At 68.5% G+C, this 15,284-nt stretch carries 16 protein-coding genes; 12 read left to right on the forward strand and 4 right to left on the reverse strand.

Annotated elements, in window-relative coordinates:
- Positions 1 to 145: 145 nt before the first annotated feature.
- From A9G05_RS00300 to A9G05_RS00315, 4 genes are all read left to right on the forward strand, one after another.
- Positions 146 to 439, forward strand: a complete 294-nt coding sequence (locus tag A9G05_RS00300) for a hypothetical protein (protein ID WP_069559078.1) — start codon at positions 146 to 148, stop codon at positions 437 to 439.
- 15 nt (positions 440 to 454) lie between these two features.
- On the forward strand, positions 455 to 1,183 hold the full coding sequence (locus tag A9G05_RS00305; RefSeq protein ID WP_069559079.1) for a ComF family protein: 729 nt from the start codon (positions 455 to 457) through the stop codon (positions 1,181 to 1,183).
- 66 nt (positions 1,184 to 1,249) lie between these two features.
- Positions 1,250 to 2,014: a TOBE domain-containing protein gene (locus A9G05_RS00310; protein ID WP_069559080.1), complete on the forward strand. Its 765-nt coding sequence runs from the start codon at positions 1,250 to 1,252 to the stop codon at positions 2,012 to 2,014.
- Positions 2,015 to 2,080: 66 nt separating this feature from the next.
- A complete protein-coding gene (locus tag A9G05_RS00315) occupies positions 2,081 to 3,055 on the forward strand; it encodes a serine/threonine protein kinase (RefSeq protein WP_069559081.1) in 975 nt (324 codons plus the stop codon).
- Positions 3,056 to 3,061: 6 nt separating this feature from the next.
- Here the strand turns inward: A9G05_RS00315 and A9G05_RS00320 are convergent, their stop codons facing one another.
- A complete protein-coding gene (locus A9G05_RS00320) occupies positions 3,062 to 3,649 on the reverse strand; it encodes an SMI1/KNR4 family protein (protein WP_069559082.1) in 588 nt (195 codons plus the stop codon).
- Positions 3,650 to 3,821: 172 nt separating this feature from the next.
- Between A9G05_RS00320 and rarD the strand changes: the two genes are divergently transcribed.
- Positions 3,822 to 4,712 carry an EamA family transporter RarD gene (rarD, locus tag A9G05_RS00325; protein ID WP_069559083.1) on the forward strand — a complete coding sequence of 297 codons (891 nt, stop codon included), beginning with the start codon at positions 3,822 to 3,824 and terminating at the stop codon, positions 4,710 to 4,712.
- Positions 4,713 to 4,925: 213 nt separating this feature from the next.
- Here rarD and A9G05_RS00330 read toward each other — a convergent pair whose 3' ends face one another.
- Both A9G05_RS00330 and A9G05_RS00335 read right to left on the reverse strand, forming a co-directional pair.
- Positions 4,926 to 5,444 (reverse strand): glycine cleavage system protein R, encoded by a 519-nt coding sequence (locus tag A9G05_RS00330; RefSeq protein WP_069559084.1) that lies wholly within the window; start codon positions 5,442 to 5,444, stop codon positions 4,926 to 4,928.
- Between the two features lie 25 nt (positions 5,445 to 5,469).
- A complete protein-coding gene (locus A9G05_RS00335; RefSeq protein WP_069559085.1) occupies positions 5,470 to 5,922 on the reverse strand; it encodes a GNAT family N-acetyltransferase in 453 nt (150 codons plus the stop codon).
- 60 nt (positions 5,923 to 5,982) lie between these two features.
- Between A9G05_RS00335 and A9G05_RS00340 the strand changes: the two genes are divergently transcribed.
- The 3 genes from A9G05_RS00340 (at position 5,983) to A9G05_RS00350 (ending at position 10,261) form a co-directional block, all read left to right on the forward strand.
- Positions 5,983 to 6,168: a hypothetical protein gene (locus tag A9G05_RS00340; RefSeq protein WP_069559086.1), complete on the forward strand. Its 186-nt coding sequence runs from the start codon at positions 5,983 to 5,985 to the stop codon at positions 6,166 to 6,168.
- Between the two features lie 70 nt (positions 6,169 to 6,238).
- Positions 6,239 to 8,416 (forward strand): malate synthase G, encoded by a 2,178-nt coding sequence (locus tag A9G05_RS00345; RefSeq protein WP_069559087.1) that lies wholly within the window; start codon positions 6,239 to 6,241, stop codon positions 8,414 to 8,416.
- Between the two features lie 321 nt (positions 8,417 to 8,737).
- The gene (locus A9G05_RS00350) at positions 8,738 to 10,261 is read left to right on the forward strand and encodes an NCS1 family nucleobase:cation symporter-1 (RefSeq protein WP_069559088.1); all 1,524 of its coding nucleotides are present in this window, start codon (positions 8,738 to 8,740) and stop codon (positions 10,259 to 10,261) included.
- A gap of 25 nt (positions 10,262 to 10,286) precedes the next feature.
- Here the strand turns inward: A9G05_RS00350 and A9G05_RS00355 are convergent, their stop codons facing one another.
- Positions 10,287 to 10,802, reverse strand: coding sequence for a response regulator (locus A9G05_RS00355; RefSeq protein WP_069559089.1), 516 nt, complete (start codon positions 10,800 to 10,802; stop codon positions 10,287 to 10,289).
- 192 nt (positions 10,803 to 10,994) lie between these two features.
- On the opposite strand from A9G05_RS00355, the gene A9G05_RS00360 reads away from it, so the two are divergent.
- From A9G05_RS00360 to A9G05_RS00375, 4 genes are all read left to right on the forward strand, one after another.
- Entirely contained in the window at positions 10,995 to 12,932 is a 1,938-nt protein-coding gene (locus A9G05_RS00360; RefSeq protein WP_069559090.1) for a putative nucleotidyltransferase substrate binding domain-containing protein, read from the forward strand.
- A complete protein-coding gene (locus A9G05_RS00365) occupies positions 12,929 to 13,636 on the forward strand; it encodes a PolC-type DNA polymerase III (protein ID WP_069559091.1) in 708 nt (235 codons plus the stop codon). The genes A9G05_RS00360 and A9G05_RS00365 overlap by 4 nt, the downstream gene beginning before the upstream one ends.
- A 65-nt stretch (positions 13,637 to 13,701) precedes the next feature.
- On the forward strand, positions 13,702 to 14,247 hold the full coding sequence (locus A9G05_RS00370) for an RNA polymerase sigma factor (protein WP_202119494.1): 546 nt from the start codon (positions 13,702 to 13,704) through the stop codon (positions 14,245 to 14,247).
- The gene (locus A9G05_RS00375; RefSeq protein WP_069559093.1) at positions 14,244 to 15,212 is read left to right on the forward strand and encodes a FecR domain-containing protein; all 969 of its coding nucleotides are present in this window, start codon (positions 14,244 to 14,246) and stop codon (positions 15,210 to 15,212) included. Before A9G05_RS00370 ends, A9G05_RS00375 begins: the two co-directional genes overlap by 4 nt.
- Positions 15,213 to 15,284 lie beyond the last annotated feature (72 nt).

Below are 15,284 nucleotides of genomic sequence, written 5' to 3' on the forward strand. Positions count from 1 at the left end.
TTCAGGCTAAGGGGCATCTTAATTTCGGCTTCGACGCTGTCAACCAGATTTGAGACACAGGTTTACAAGTGAGCAAATAATAACCAACAGAACCCTTGTCGCCGCTGCGAATCCAATGGCGGACTCCCCCACTCAAGGACCCACCATGGGCACAGAAGGTTTCTTCGGTTGGCTCGGCGAGGCGCTGGGCCGTGCCATCCGCTTCATCGTCGACCTGCTTTCCGGGCTGCTCGGCGGCATCTGGTCGGCAATGGACGACTTCTTCCACGGTCTGGCACGGGCCATCGGAATGGATACCTCGCTGTTCAGCTTCATCGTGCTGTTCATCGGACTGATGCTGCTGGTGTCCGGCATCCGCGCCCTGGCGAGGAAGGGCATCATCAGCGGCCTCATCCTCACCCTGCTTGGCCTGGTGGTGATGAGCTGGCTCATCCACTGACCCCGCAGGACCACCATGGACGGACTCCTCCACCGGCTTCGCCGCCTGGCGCGTAGCCAGGCTCGCTGCCAACTGTGCCTGGCCACCCTGGAGGGCGGTGACATCCACCCCATCTGCCCCGGCTGCCTGCTCGACCTGCCCTGGCTGGCCGGGCATTGCCGCCAATGCGCCCTGCCCCTGACGGCCGACGGGCTGCTCTGCGGCGAATGCCAACGGCGGCCACCGGCCTTCGACAGCGCCTGCGTGCCCTGGCGCTACGGCTTCCCCCTCGACGCTCTGGTCACCCGTTTCAAGCACCGTGCCGACTGGCCTGCCGGGCGCCTGCTGGCGGAGCTGTTCGCCGACCACCTGCGGCACACCCGGCAACCGCTGCCGGACCTGCTGCTGCCGGTGCCCCTGGCACGGGCACGCCAGCGGGCGCGGGGCTTCAACCAGGCGCAGATGCTCGCCGACTGGCTCGGCCGCTCGCTGCGCCTGAAGGTGGAGGCCGGCTGGCTGCTACGTACCCTGGACACACCGGCCCAGCAAGGGCTGGATGCCGCCACCCGGCGGCGCAACCTGCGCCGGGCCTTCACCCTGGCACCCCACGCGCGCCCCGCCGGTCTGCACCTGGCCCTGGTGGACGACGTGCTGACCACCGGCACCACCGCCCACGCCCTCGCCCGCCTGCTCAAGCGCGCCGGCGCCGCTCGGGTGGACGTCTACTGCCTGGCTCGCACCCCCAAGCCGGGCAGCGTGCCCTGACAGGCGCTTGACGACCGTGCCCTGCTCACTCAGCCTGCGCGCCATGTTCATCGGGCCCCGACCACCATGAGCCAGTTCATCCCCCTCACCCAGCAACTGACCCGCCGCCCCCAGCGCATGGCGCTGCTGGAGCAGATCGCCATCCAAGGCTCCATCACCCGCGCCGCCAAGGCAGCCGGCCTCAGCTACAAGGCTGCCTGGGATGCCGTCGACGAGCTCAACAACCTCGCCGAAAAGCCGCTGGTGGAACGCAGCGTGGGGGGCAAGGGCGGCGGCGGCGCGCGCCTGTCCGCCGAGGGTGAGCGTCTGCTGGCACTGTTCAAGCGCCTGGAAAGCCTGCAGGCACGCCTGGTGGAAAGCGCCGAGCACGAACAGGACCTGGAGCGCCTGGGCCGCCTGATGCTGCGCACCAGCGCCCGCAACCAGCTCAGCGGCAAGGTGATCGGCCTGCAGGCCCACGGCCGCAACGACCTGGTGGAAATGGAGCTGCCCGGCGGCGCCCGGCTGAAGGCGCAGATCACCCACGACAGCACCGAGAAGCTGGAGCTGGCCCTGGGTGTCGGCGTGGTCGCGCTGATGAAGGCCGGCTGGCTGGAGGTGCGCCCGCTGCATGCGCCCGTGGATGCCCACCTGAACGCCCTGGAGGGCCGGATCGAGGCCATCGTCCCCGACCCGGAAGGTCCCAGCGAGGTGCGCATCGCCCTGGGCAACGGCCAGACCCTCTGCGCCCTGGCCGAGCCGGCCCGCCTCGCCGACGACGACCTGCAACCCGGCCATCTGGCACGGGTGCTGTTCGACCCCGGCCAGGTGCTGCTGGGCACGGCACTCTAGCCCGGCTGTTTCGGCAGGCCGATGCGCGACCCGCTAGACTGTGCGCCCATCCGCTGGAGCCGCCCCATGTCCCATCCCTTCGACGCCCTCACCCCCGACCTGGTCCTGGATGCCGTGGAGAGCCTGGGCTACCTCAGCGATGCCCGGGTGCTGGCGCTGAACAGCTACGAGAACCGCGTGTACCAGGTGGGGATCGAGGACAGCGCGCCGCTCATCGCCAAGTTCTACCGGCCCGAGCGCTGGACCGACGCAGCAATTCGCGAGGAGCACGCCTTCACCCTGGAGCTGGAGGAACACGAAGTGCCGGTGGTGGCGCCCCTGCGCTGCGAAGGCGAAACGCTGTTCGAGCACGCCGGCTTCCGCTTCGCCCTGTTCCCCCGTCGCGGCGGCCGTGCCCCGGAGCCAGGCAATCTCGACCAGCTCTATCGCCTCGGCCAGTTGCTCGGCCGCCTGCATGCCGTGGGCGCGACCCGGCCGTTCCAGCACCGCGAGCAACTGGCTGTGGACAACTTCGGCCACACCTCGCTGGAGACACTGCTGGAAGGTGGCTTCATCCCCAAGGGCTTGCTGCCGGCCTACGAATCAGTGGCCCGCGACCTGCTGAAGCGCCTCGACAAGCTGTTCGCCGAGGTGCGCTACACCCCCATCCGCCTGCATGGCGACTGCCACCCGGGTAACCTGCTGTGCCGCGACGAGGTGTTCCACGTCGTCGACCTCGACGACTGCCGCATGGGCCCCGCCGTGCAGGACCTGTGGATGATGCTGGCCGGCGAACGCCAGGAGCGGCTGGGGCAGCTCTCCGAGCTGATGGACGGCTACCAGGAATTCCACGACTTCGACCGCCGCGAACTGCCGCTGATCGAAGGCCTGCGGGCCCTGCGCCTGATGCACCACAGCGCCTGGATCGCCCGCCGCTGGGACGACCCGGCCTTCCCCATGCACTTCTCCTGGTTCGGCAGCGAACGCTACTGGGGCGACCAGGTGCTCACCCTGCGCGAGCAACTGGCGGCCCTGGACGAGGAGCCGCTCAGGCTGTTCTGAGGGAGCTCACTCGTCCTCGTCGAAGACGAAGGCGTAGCCGTCCTCCATCAACTGTTCGAGGTAGCGCTCGAAACTCGGCGCGATCACCGCGTAGGAATCGGGGTCGTGCAGGAAGCGCACGACCTGCCCCACCGTGCCGCCCGGCGCGGGGTCGAAGTCCAGGTACAGCAACGAGGTGCCGCCGTTGTTCACGCAGTGGGAAAAGCACAGGCGGCGATCCATCGGCAGCGCCGGGTCGATGCCGGCGCCGATCAGCTCCGGAAACTCGTCCAGGTAGCCGTCGTAGACCTGGAGGATGCTGTCGGTACGGCGACGCTCGGCGAGCATCTGCTCCACCGAGAGCAGGTAATAGGGGTACTCGAACACGTCCGAGCCGAGGATCAGCTCCTGCAGCATCACCCCGCCATGGTCCTGCCAGTAGGTGCCGTTGATCCGCCGGAGCAACGCCAGCAGGCTGCCGGACACCTGGGGATAAGCCGCGCGCAGGGCCTCCAGCTGGGCCGGCGTGGCCCCCAACGCCTGGCCCAGGCGCTGACGGGGCTCGGGGGGCAGGGCCTGCTCCAGGCCTTGCAGGTAGCGTTCGACGACGGTCATGGCGCACTCCTTGGGAAACCGGCGTGCAGTGTGCCAGCCGCCGGGCGGCATTGCCGCGACCGTCCTCCCACGGCACTGCGGAACCCCGTGCTCACCGCAACGTCACAGACAAGCGCCGGCGCGCGCCCTAAAATGGCGCGCCTCCCTCAACCTGCCCGACCAAGGACGCCTGATGGCCACCGCCAATCCCCGCCGGGGCTATGCCCTGGGCCTGACTGCCTATGTCATCTGGGGACTCTTCCCGCTGTACTTCAAACTGCTCGAGCACATCCCCGCACTGGAGATCATCACCCACCGGGCCATCTGGTCCGCCCTGTTCGGCGCGGTGCTGCTGGCGGTCTGGAAGCACCCGGGCTGGTGGCGGGAGCTGCGCGAAAACCCGCGTCGCTTCGCCATCCTCGGCGCCAGCGGGTTGCTGATCGCCAGTAACTGGCTGGTCTACGTGTGGGCGGTGAACAACGGCCGGATGCTGGAAGCCAGCCTGGGCTACTACATCAACCCGCTGGTGAACGTGCTGTTGGGCATGCTCCTCCTTGGCGAACGCCTGCGCCGCCTGCAGTGGCTGGCGGTGGGCCTGGCGGCCGTGGGCGTGGCCCAGCAGATCTGGCAGGTGGGCGCGTTGCCCTGGGTGTCGCTGACCCTGGCCCTGACCTTCGGTTTCTATGGGCTGATCCGTAAGCAGGCCCCGGTGGCTGCGCTGCCGGGCCTGGTGGTGGAGACCTGGCTGCTGCTGCCGCTGGCCCTGGGCTGGCTCTTGCTGCACCCGGAGGCCAGCACCGGCCAGGCGGGGTTCTGGAGCGACCCGCAGGCCCTCTGGCTGGTGGCCGCCGGCCCGGTGACCCTGGTGCCGCTGGTGTGCTTCAACGCCGCCGCCCGCCACCTGCCGTACACCACCCTGGGCTTCCTGCAGTACCTGGCGCCGACCCTGGTGATGCTGCAGGCGATCTTCCTGTTCGGCGAGCACTTCGACCCGAACAAGCTGGTGGCCTTCTGCTGCATCTGGGCCGGCCTGGCGATCTACAGCGTCGATGCCTGGATGACCCTGCGTCGCAACCAGGGTTGAGCAATGAGTGAACGACGGGCTGCGAGCCTCTGCTGGCGGGGGCTGCAGCCGTCGATCCCAAGCTTATCCACAGCCCCGTCCACGGCGGATGTGCACAAGCCCGGCGAGCTGATCAGTTTCCGTCCAGTCGCCTGTATCCCTCGCCCGGCAAGGCTTGCAGCGGGGCATCCCCAACTTGTCCACAGGCTTGCCCCGGTTTTCCGTGGGTAAGCCTCAGCCGTCGGCGTTGAGCGTCAGTTCCACCATCAGGTCGTCGGCCAGGGTTTCCAACTGCGCCTGCAGATCATCCAGCGACAGTGCCAAGGGCACGGCCAGGGTGGCCTCGGCGCGGAACAACGGCTCACTGCTCATGGGCGCCGGCACCACCTCGGTCTGCAACTGCTCCAGATTGACCCCGTGGCGGGACAGCAGGTGGGTGATGTCGCGGACGATGCCGGGTCGGTCATTGCCCACCAGCTCCAGGTGGATGGTCTGCCAGCCGCTGGCCGGCTCGGCGCCGCTGTCCGCCAGCATCACGCGGATGCCCTGCGCCTCCAGCCCCTGCAGGCCCGCCACCAGCTTGCCCTGGCCCTCGGCGGGCACGGCCACCCGCAGGATGCCGGCGAACTGCCCAGCCATCCGCGCCATGCGGCTTTCCAGCCAGTTGCCGCCGTGGGTGGCGATGCACTGGGCGATGCGCTCCACCAGCCCGGGCTGGTCGGCGGCGATCACGGTGAGTACGAGATGGTGCATGTCGGTCTCCTTGGGGTGGGGTCGCTCAACGGCGATCCAGGCTCAGCCAGTAGGTCAGGTACACCTCGTCCCGCACGTAGCCGAGACGCTCGTAGAGGGCCTGACCGGCCAGGTTGGTTCGTGCCGTCTCCAACTGCAGGCCGCAGGCGCCGGTGGCCTCGCCATGGGCGCGGGCGGCGTTCATCAGCCGCTCCCCAATCCCCAGGCGGCGCGCCGATGGGGCGACGAACAGGTCACTGAGCAGCCAGGCCGGCGCCAAGGCCAGGGAGGACATGAAGGGATAAAGCTGGACGAATCCCAAGGCATCCCCCGACTCGTCGCGGTCGACGAAGATCACCGAATCGCCGCGCTCCAGGCGCTCGCCGAGGAAGCGGCGGATCTCCTGCAACGGGCGGGGCACCCGGTAGAAGTCCAGGTAGCCACTGAATAACTGGCTCAGCTCATCCAGGTCAGCGGCGGTCGCAGCGCGTACCGTCATTGGTGGGGCTCCTTTTTATGTAGTGAAGGCAGTATAGAAAAGAGCTGAAGGTAGTGGCTGATGACGCTGTCAGATGCTGCGACGCCGGGTCGCAGCGCCGCGAAAATCGTGATCGTGTACGGTTTGAAGATTTATCTGGAACAATCCGTCAATTATTTGAGAACATTCATGCCCGGCAGTGACCGTAAGTGGTTTTTCGGTCGCATAGCGACGCCCGACCCTGTTTTTTGTGACGGGTTCATGTAGTATGCCGCAGCTCGGACTACAAGCTTTCAGGCACGGTCCAGAGCGGATATTGAGCAGAGTGAGGCAAGCAATGACTGAGCGCGTTCAAGTCGGTGGCCTGCAGGTCGCCAAAGTCCTGTTCGACTTCGTGAACAACGAAGCCATCCCCGGAACCGGCATCGCTGCCGATGCGTTCTGGGCCGGTGCGGAGAAGGTCATCAACGACCTGGCGCCGAAGAACAAAGCCCTGCTCGCCAAACGCGACGAACTGCAGGCCAAGATCGACGCCTGGCACCAGGCCCGTGCCGGCCAGGCCCATGACGCCGTGGCCTACAAGGCCTTCCTGCAGGAAATCGGCTACCTGCTGCCCGAACCGGCCGACTTCCAGGCCAGCACCCAGAACGTCGACGAAGAAATCGCCCGCATGGCCGGCCCGCAGCTGGTGGTGCCGGTGATGAACGCCCGCTTCGCCCTGAACGCCGCCAACGCCCGCTGGGGCTCGCTGTACGACGCGCTCTACGGCACCGACGTGATCAGCGAAGCCAACGGCGCCGAGAAGGGCAAGGGCTACAACAAGGTCCGCGGTGACCTGGTCATCGCCTACGCCCGCGCCTTCCTCGACGAAGCCGCGCCGCTGGAGGCCGGCTCCCACGTCGACGCCACCGCCTACACCGTCAAGAACGGCCAGCTCGCCGTGAGCCTGAAGAACGGCAGCGAGACCGGCCTGAAGAACGCCGCGCAGTTCATCGCCTTCCAGGGTGACGCTGCCAAGCCCGCCGCCGTGCTGCTCAAGCACAACGGCCTGCACTTCGAGATCCAGATCGACCCCACCAGCCCCATCGGCCAGACCGATGCCGCTGGCGTCAAGGACGTGCTGATGGAAGCCGCCCTGACCACCATCATGGACTGCGAGGACTCCGTCGCCGCCGTCGACGCCGACGACAAGACCGTCGTCTACCGCAACTGGCTGGGCCTGATGAAAGGCGACCTCGCCGAGGACGTCAGCAAGGGCGGCCAGACCTTCACCCGCACCATGAACCCCGACCGCGTCTACACCAAGGCCGACGGTTCCGAGCTGACCCTGCACGGCCGCAGCCTGCTGTTCGTGCGCAACGTCGGCCACCTGATGACCAACCCGGCCATCCTCGACGCCGCCGGCAACGAAGTGCCCGAGGGCATCCAGGACGCGCTGTTCACCAGCCTCATCGCCCTGCACAACCTCAACGGCAACACCAGCCGCAAGAACACCCGCACCGGCTCGGTCTACATCGTCAAGCCGAAGATGCACGGCCCGGAGGAAGTCGCCTTCGCCACCGAGATCTTCAGCCGCGTCGAAGACGTGCTGGGCATGCCGCGCAACACCCTCAAGGTCGGCATCATGGACGAGGAGCGCCGCACCACCGTCAACCTGAAGGCCTGCATCAAGGCCGCCGCCGAGCGCGTGGTGTTCATCAACACCGGCTTCCTCGACCGCACCGGTGACGAAATCCACACCTCCATGGAAGCCGGCGCCATGGTGCGCAAGGCCGCCATGAAGAGCGAGAAGTGGATCGGCTCCTACGAGAACAACAACGTCGACGTCGGCCTGGCCACCGGCCTGCAAGGCCGCGCGCAGATCGGCAAGGGCATGTGGGCCATGCCGGACCTGATGGCCGCGATGGTGGAGCAGAAGATCGGCCACCCGCTCTCCGGCGCCAACACCGCCTGGGTCCCCTCGCCCACCGCCGCCACCCTGCACGCGCTGCACTACCACAAGGTCGACGTGTTCGCCCGCCAGGCCGAGCTGGCCAAGCGCACCCAGGCCTCCGTGGACGACATCCTGACCATCCCCCTGGCTCCCAGCACCGACTGGACCGCCGAGGAGATCAAGAACGAAGTGGACAACAACGCCCAGGGCATCCTCGGCTACGTGGTCCGCTGGATCGACCAGGGTGTCGGCTGCTCCAAGGTGCCGGACATCAACGACGTCGGCCTGATGGAAGACCGCGCCACCCTGCGCATCTCCAGCCAGCTGCTGGCCAACTGGCTGCGCCACGGCGTGATCACCCGCGAGCAGGTCGAGGAAAGCCTCAAGCGTATGGCCGCCGTGGTGGACCGCCAGAACGCCAGCGACCCGCTCTACCGCCCGATGGCGCCGAACTTCGACGACAACGTCGCCTTCCAGGCCGCCCTGGAACTGGTGGTCGAAGGCACCCGGCAGCCCAACGGCTACACCGAGCCGGTACTGCACCGCCGTCGCCGCGAGTACAAGGCCAAGAACGGCCTGTAAGCGCTGCACACCGCGTTGAAGAAACCGCCCTCTGGGGCGGTTTTTTTATGTGCCCCCACCTCCAATGTCGCCATGGGTTCACGTAACGCCTGCGCACAATTTTGTGTACAAAAAACCCAAAGCGCCCCGCGACTGGGCACGTTAAATCTGACCCGCAAGTCAATGATCAACAAGGAAAATTCAATCCATTCCCGGCAGCCCACGCCACGCCTGACGTGAGAGCACGCGCAGCACTCAGATGAGCGCGAACGCCCGGAAAGTGGCATGGAACTCGCAATTGCACACAACTCAAACAAACCGTGCATACAGGCCGAGCCGACCATGAACCCAACCCCCGCCCATGTCGCCGCTGCACCCGGTGCCGCCACCGCGCCCACCGCCGCCTCACCCCGGCAAGCCGCCCTCAGCCCCCGGCTCTACAGCGCCGACCTCGCCCCCACCAAGGCCGAGGGGCGCCGCTGGGGGCGCTACAGCCTCTTCGCGCTGTGGACCAACGACGTCCACAACATCGCCAACTACTCCTTCGCCATCGGCCTGTTCGCCCTCGGCATGAGCGGCGCGCAGATCCTCGCCGCCTTCGCCCTCGGCGCGCTGCTCATCTACGGCCTGATGAACCTCTCCGGCTACATGGGCCAGAAAACCGGCCTGCCCTACCCGGTGATGTGCCGCATCGCCTTCGGCATCCACGGCGCCCAGTTGCCGGCACTGATCCGCGCGGTGATCGCCATCGCCTGGTTCGGCATCCAGACCTACCTCGCCTCGGTGGTGCTGCGGGTGCTGCTCACCGCCCTGGCGCCGGAGTTGCGGGCCTACGACCAGGACAGCCTGCTGGGCCTGTCCACCCTGGGCTGGCTGACCTTCCTCGGCATCTGGTGCGTGCAACTGCTGATCTTCGCCTACGGCATGGAAATGGTGCGGCGCTACGAGTCCTTCGCCGGGCCGGTGATCCTGGTCACCGTCGCCGCGCTGGCCAGCTGGATGTACGTCCGCGCCGGGCTGCGCATCAGCTGGTCCACCGGCCAGCAGGCCGAAGGTGCCGGCCTGTGGCTCAAGGTGTTCAGCGGCGCCGCGCTGTGGGTGAGCCTGTACGGCACCATGATCCTCAACTTCTGCGACTTCTCGCGGAACTGCCCGGACCGCCGCACCATCAGCCAGGGCAACTTCTGGGGCCTGCCGGTGAACATGCTGCTGTTCGGGCTGATCGCCGTGGTCCTCGCCGGGGCCCAGTTCAGCCTTGACGGCACGCTGATCCAGAGCCCCACCGACATCGTCGCCGCCATCCCCCACACCGGGCTGCTGGTGCTCGGCTGCCTGGCCTTCCTGATCGTCACCGTGGCGGTGAACATCATGGCCAACTTCGTCGCCCCGGCCTACGTGCTCACCAACCTGGCCCCGCGCGTGCTGAACTTCCGCCGCGCCGGCCTGCTGGCCGCCACCCTGGCCGTGGTGATCCTGCCCTGGCACCTCTACAACAGCCCCGGCGTGATCCTCTACTTCCTCGGCGGCCTGGGCGCCCTGCTCGGCCCGCTGTACGGCATCATCGTCGCCGACTACTACCTGGTGCGCCGGGGCCGGGTGAACCTGCCGGAGCTGTACTCGGAAGCGCCCGAAGCGGCCTACCACTACCACCGCGGCATCAACCTGCGGGCCCTGGCGGCCTTCGCCCCCTCGGCGCTGATCGCCATCGTCCTCGCGCTGCTGCCGGCCTTCGAGAGCCTGTCGCACTTCTCCTGGTTCTTCGGTGCCGGGCTGGCGGCACTGATCCACGTCGCGCTCGCCGATCGCCGGCAGCCGTTCGTGGAGGTTTCGGGGGAATCCATCGCAGTGGACAGCGTCCACCACTGAACGAAGAACGCCTGGGCCGCTCGGCTCAGGCGCTCTTCAGGGCGAGGCAGGTTTCGACGGCCGCTTCTTTCGGCCTGGGCCGCCTCCGGACAACCTTCGGCTCCGGCGGCGTCCCCAGCTCATTGCGCGCCAGGGTGGTCAGGTGGGCCAGGTCGGGCGGCCCCAGCAGGAAATCCAGCACCTTCAGGTGCAAGGCATCCACCGCGTCCTGCACCGTCGCATCGCCCGCCATCACCACCACCGGCAGGCTGGCGCGGGCCGACTGGCGCAACTGGCGCACCAGCTCCAGGCCGCTGCCGTCCGGCAGGTGTAGAGCGCACACCAGCAACCCGATGGAAGAACGCGAGGCCAGCAGCTCCAGCGCTTCGGCACGGCCGGGCGCGTGCAGGCAGCGCAAGCCGAGCCCCTGCAGCGCAGCGGCCAGCCGTGGATACAGCGCATCGTCGCCGTCCACCAGCAGCACCGATGCCTGGTGCGGACCGCGCACCAGCTCGTCCAGCGCGAGCAGTTCTTCTTCACTGAGCAGATCGCCGTAACTCATCGCGTCACCTGTGCCCGACTCCCGGCCCGTCCACCTCATGGACGGCCAACTAGGGTGGGATAACGCCGCTTAGCCGGAGTTCCCTTGGCCCGCCGGACGGTCGCCGCCCCTTCCTATACTTACGTCCAATGGGCAGCCCCGGCCCCCAGCCACGACCATGCCGGGACAACAAGAGACACGCGGAAGCACGGCATGAGCACGACAGGCAACGCCTTCGAGCAGGCGGGCAAGCTCGCGGTGATGCAGAACGTCCACGGCACCATGGAGTTCCTGCAGAAGTTCCCACCCTTCAACCAGATGGAAAGCGCTCACCTGGCCTTCCTGGTGGAACATTGCCTGCTGCGCTTCTATGCGCGCGGCGACTCCATCATCAAGCCCGGCGACGGGCCGGTGGAGCACTTCTACATCGTCAAGCAGGGCCGGGTGGTGGGCGAGCGCCCGCATTCGGCCAAGCGCGGCACCGAAACCACCTTCGAGATCGCCACCGGCGAGTGCTTCCCCCTCGCCGCCCTGCTGGGCGAACGGGCCACCCGCACCGAGCACCTGGCCGGCGAAGACACCTTCTGCCTGCTGCTGGACAAGGCAAGCTTCGTCAAGCTGTTCGCCCTCTCCAACCCCTTCCGCGACTTCGCCCTGCGCGGCGTCAGCAGCCTGCTGGACCAGGTCAACCAGCAGGTCCAACTGCGCGCGGTGGAGACCCTCGGCGCGCAGTATTCCCTCGACACCCGCCTGGCGGAGCTGGCCGTGCGCCAGCCGGTGGCCTGCCCGCCGCACATGCCCCTGCGCGAAGCGGTGCGGCTGATGCACGAAAGCCAGGTGGGCAGCATCGTCATCGTCCAGGGCGACGAACGCCCGGTGGGCATTTTCACCCTGCGCGACCTGCGCCGGGTGATCGCCGACGCCTGCGCCGACCTCGACCAGCCCATCGCCGAGCTGATGACCCAGCAACCCTTCCACCTGCCGCCGGATGCCAGCGCCTTCGACGCCGCCATCGCCATGACCGAGCGCCACATCGCCCACGTCTGCGTGGTGGAGGACGGTCACCTGCAGGGCGTGGTCTCCGAGCGCGACCTGTTCTCCCTGCAGCGGGTCGACCTGGTGCACCTGGCCCGCACCATCCGCCATGCCGGTCGCGTCGAGACCCTCGCCGCCCTGCGCGCCGACATCCGCCGCCTGGTGGACAGCATGCTCGCCCACGGCGCCAGCTCCACCCAGATCACCCACATCATCACCCTGCTCAACGACCACACCGTGTGCCGGGTGATCGAACTGACCCTGGAAGAAATGGGCGACCCCGGCGTGCCCTTCACCTGGCTCTGCTTCGGCAGCGAAGGGCGCCGCGAACAGACCCTGCACACCGACCAGGACAACGGCATCCTCTTCGAAGCCGCCGACGACGCCGAGGCCGCCCTGCTGCGCGGGCGCCTGCTGCCGCTGGCCGAACGCATCAACCAGGCCCTCGCCACCTGCGGCTTCGAGCTGTGCAAAGGGCGGATCATGGCCGGCAACCCCGAGCTGTGCCTGTCGCGCAACGAATGGCGCCGGCGCTTCACCGGCTTCATCCGCGAGGCCACCCCCGAGAACCTCCTGGCCTCCAGCATCTACTTCGACCTGCGCGCCGTCTGGGGCGAGCACGACGGCTGCGACCAACTGCGCCGCGAGATGCTCGCGCAGGTCGCCGACAACAGCCTGTTCCAGCGCATGATGGCCGAGAACGCCCTGCGCCAGCGCCCACCGGTAGGCCGCTTCCGCGACTTCGTGGTGGCCCGCAAAGGCGCCGAGAAAGACACCCTCGACCTCAAGGTCCAGGGCCTCACCCCCTTCGTCGACGGCGCCCGCCTGCTGGCCTTGGCCAACGGCATCGAGAGCGGCAACACCCTCGACCGCCTGCGCCAGTTGGTACAGCGCGAGGTGATCGACGCCCAGGACGGCGCCGCCTTCGAAGAGGCCTACCACTTCATCCAGCAGACCCGCATGCAGCAGCACCAGCAACAGGCCCGCCAGGGGCTCCCGCTGTCCAACCACCTCAACCCCGACAGCCTCAACCACCTGGACCGGCGCATCCTCCGCGAATCCTTCCGCCAAGCCCAGCGCCTGCAGGCCAGCCTGGCGTTGCGCTACCAGCTATGAATGCCTTCTCCTGGTTCACCCGGTGCCAGCGCCCGGTCCTGACAGACGACCAGCAGCAGCGCCGCGACGCCCTGCCTGCGCCCCAGGCGCTGGACGACCGGCCCCTGGCCGAGCAGCGCTTCGTGGTGCTCGACCTGGAGACCAGCGGCCTGGACATGAGCCGCGACCTGGTGCTGTCCATTGGTGCGGTGAGCATCGAAGCCGGCGCCATCCCCCTCGGGCGCGGCTTCGAAGCGACCCTGTACCGGAACGCCGGCAACTCCCCCGCCGTGCTCATCCACGGCATCGCCCCCAGCGTCTCCGCCGCCGGCCTGGCCCCGGCCGAAGCCCTGCTGGATTTCATGGACTACCTGGGCGACAGCCCGGTACTGGCCTTCCACGCCCCCTTCGACCAGCGCATGCTCGCCCGCGCCCTGCGCCAGGACCTGGGGCTGCGCCTGCGCCACCCGTTCCTCGACATCGCCGAACTGGCCCCCCTGCTCTGCCCCGGCGCCGGCATCCGCAACGGCGGGCTGGACCAGTGGGCCGAGCATTTCGGCCTGCAGGTACAGCAACGCCACCACGCCAGTGCCGACGCCCTGGCCACCGCCGAGATGGCCCTGATCCTCTTCGCCCACGCCCGCCGCCAGGGGCTGGACAGCCCCGCCGCACTGTCCGCCGCCCTCGCCCGGCAGCAGCGTCGTCAGCAGCAACCGGGCCTCTGACCGGCCGACGGCCTGCAATTGCGGCACTTCGCCGCCATCGGCATAATTGCGAATCATTCTCGCTCATGATTCGCACTCAGCCGGAGGTGGCCGTGTCGTCGGTGGACCCCACAAACCAGGAACTGGCCGGTGCCCTGTACCGCGACCACCGCGCCTGGCTGCTCGGCTGGCTGCGCCGCAGCCTGGACAACCACCACCGCGCCGAAGACCTCAGCCAGGACACCTTCGTCCGCCTGCTGGGCAAGCCCGACCTCGGCCAGGTGCGCGAACCCCGCGCCCTGCTCACCACCATTGCCCGTGGCCTGCTGGTGGACCACTTCCGCCGCAGCGCCCTGGAGCGGGCCTACCTGGAAGCCCTGGAACACCTGCCCGAACCCACCCAGCCAAGCCTGGAGGAACAGGCGCTGATGCTCGAATCCCTGCGCGAGATCGACCGCCTGCTCGGCAGCCTCTCGGCCAAGGCCCGCGCCGCCTTCCTCTACAACCGCCTGGACGGCCTCGGCCACGCCGAGATCGCCCAGCGCCTGGGCGTCTCCGTGCCCCGCGTGCGCCAATACCTCGCCCAGGGCCTGCGCCAGTGCTACATCGCCCTCTACGGAGCGCCGCAATGAACCCGGCGCCGGTGTCCTCCCGCGTGCTGGACGAAGCCATCCACTGGCAGCTGTGCCTCGGCTCCGGCGAAGCCAGCGCCCAGGAACGGGCCGAATTCAACCTCTGGCACGCCGCCAGCCCCGAGCACGCCCTCGCCTGGTCGCGGCTCAACGGCCTGGATGCGCACCTGGGCGCCGCCAGCAGCGCACCCGCCCGCCACGCCCTGCTGGAAGCCCCGCGCCGCCGCCTGCGCAGCAGTGGCAGCGTGCTCGGCCTGTGCCTGGCCGGCGTGCTCGGGCTGCTCCTCGCCCAGCAGCACCGCCCGCTGGGAGACTGGCTGGCCGACGAAATGACCGCCAGTGGCGAACAGCGCCAACTGCAACTGCCGGACCACAGCCAGGTGCGCCTGAACAGCCGCAGCGCCCTCGACATCCAGTTCGACGGCCCCCAGCGCCGGCTCTACCTGCGCAGCGGCGAGATCCTCGTCGAAACCGCCCACGGCGACCCGCGCCCCTTCGTGGTCGCCACGGAACAGGGCGAGCTGCGCGCCCTCGGCACCCGCTTCCTGGTGCGCCGCGAAGGCCAGGCCACCCGCCTGGTCGTGCTGCGCTCCGCCGTCGCCGCGCACCCCGCGCAGGCCGAAGACGAACGCATCATCGGCGAAGGCCAGCAGGTGCTGATGCAGGCCGACGCCCTGGGCCGCAGCGAGGCCTCCCCGGTGGGCGCCGACGCCTGGAGCCGCGGCATGCTGGTGGTCGATAACGTCCGCCTGGCGGACCTGCTGGAGCAGCTCGGCCAATACCGCCGTGGCTACCTCGGGGTCGACCCGGCGGTGGCCGACCTGCGCATCAGCGGCAGCTTCCCCCTCGGCGACACCGACCAGGCCCTGGCCGCGCTGCCGCCCAGCCTGCCGGTGCGCATCGAGCGGCACACCGACTGGTGGGCCCGCGTGGTACCCGCCCACCGGACACCCCCGCCCCCGTAGCCCGGGGCGGTCGCCGTGCGGCGCGAGATTTTTTCCACAGCCCCTATCACTTTTCCATCCTGGCTCGGCAAG

The sequence above is a fragment of the Pseudomonas sp. ENNP23 genome (assembly GCF_001728945.1).
Taxonomy (GTDB): domain Bacteria; phylum Pseudomonadota; class Gammaproteobacteria; order Pseudomonadales; family Pseudomonadaceae; genus Metapseudomonas; species Metapseudomonas otitidis.

Excerpts from the sequence above, each read along its gene's own strand:
- rarD (WP_069559083.1), top strand. The coding sequence starts at position 3,822 with ATGGCCACCGCCAATCCCCGCCGGGGCTATGCCCTGGGCCTGACTGCC.
- A9G05_RS00345 (WP_069559087.1), top strand. The coding sequence starts at position 6,239 with ATGACTGAGCGCGTTCAAGTCGGTGGCCTGCAGGTCGCCAAAGTCCTG.
- A9G05_RS00315 (WP_069559081.1), top strand. The coding sequence starts at position 2,081 with ATGTCCCATCCCTTCGACGCCCTCACCCCCGACCTGGTCCTGGATGCC.
- A9G05_RS00330 (WP_069559084.1), bottom strand. The coding sequence starts at position 5,444 with ATGCACCATCTCGTACTCACCGTGATCGCCGCCGACCAGCCCGGGCTG.
- A9G05_RS00350 (WP_069559088.1), top strand. The coding sequence starts at position 8,738 with ATGAACCCAACCCCCGCCCATGTCGCCGCTGCACCCGGTGCCGCCACC.
- A9G05_RS00360 (WP_069559090.1), top strand. The coding sequence starts at position 10,995 with ATGAGCACGACAGGCAACGCCTTCGAGCAGGCGGGCAAGCTCGCGGTG.
- A9G05_RS00300 (WP_069559078.1), top strand. The coding sequence starts at position 146 with ATGGGCACAGAAGGTTTCTTCGGTTGGCTCGGCGAGGCGCTGGGCCGT.
- A9G05_RS00365 (WP_069559091.1), top strand. The coding sequence starts at position 12,929 with ATGAATGCCTTCTCCTGGTTCACCCGGTGCCAGCGCCCGGTCCTGACA.
- A9G05_RS00355 (WP_069559089.1), bottom strand. The coding sequence starts at position 10,802 with ATGAGTTACGGCGATCTGCTCAGTGAAGAAGAACTGCTCGCGCTGGAC.
- A9G05_RS00375 (WP_069559093.1), top strand. The coding sequence starts at position 14,244 with ATGAACCCGGCGCCGGTGTCCTCCCGCGTGCTGGACGAAGCCATCCAC.
- A9G05_RS00305 (WP_069559079.1), top strand. The coding sequence starts at position 455 with ATGGACGGACTCCTCCACCGGCTTCGCCGCCTGGCGCGTAGCCAGGCT.
- A9G05_RS00310 (WP_069559080.1), top strand. The coding sequence starts at position 1,250 with ATGAGCCAGTTCATCCCCCTCACCCAGCAACTGACCCGCCGCCCCCAG.
- A9G05_RS00335 (WP_069559085.1), bottom strand. The coding sequence starts at position 5,922 with ATGACGGTACGCGCTGCGACCGCCGCTGACCTGGATGAGCTGAGCCAG.
- A9G05_RS00340 (WP_069559086.1), top strand. The coding sequence starts at position 5,983 with ATGACGCTGTCAGATGCTGCGACGCCGGGTCGCAGCGCCGCGAAAATC.
- A9G05_RS00370 (WP_202119494.1), top strand. The coding sequence starts at position 13,702 with ATGATTCGCACTCAGCCGGAGGTGGCCGTGTCGTCGGTGGACCCCACA.
- A9G05_RS00320 (WP_069559082.1), bottom strand. The coding sequence starts at position 3,649 with ATGACCGTCGTCGAACGCTACCTGCAAGGCCTGGAGCAGGCCCTGCCC.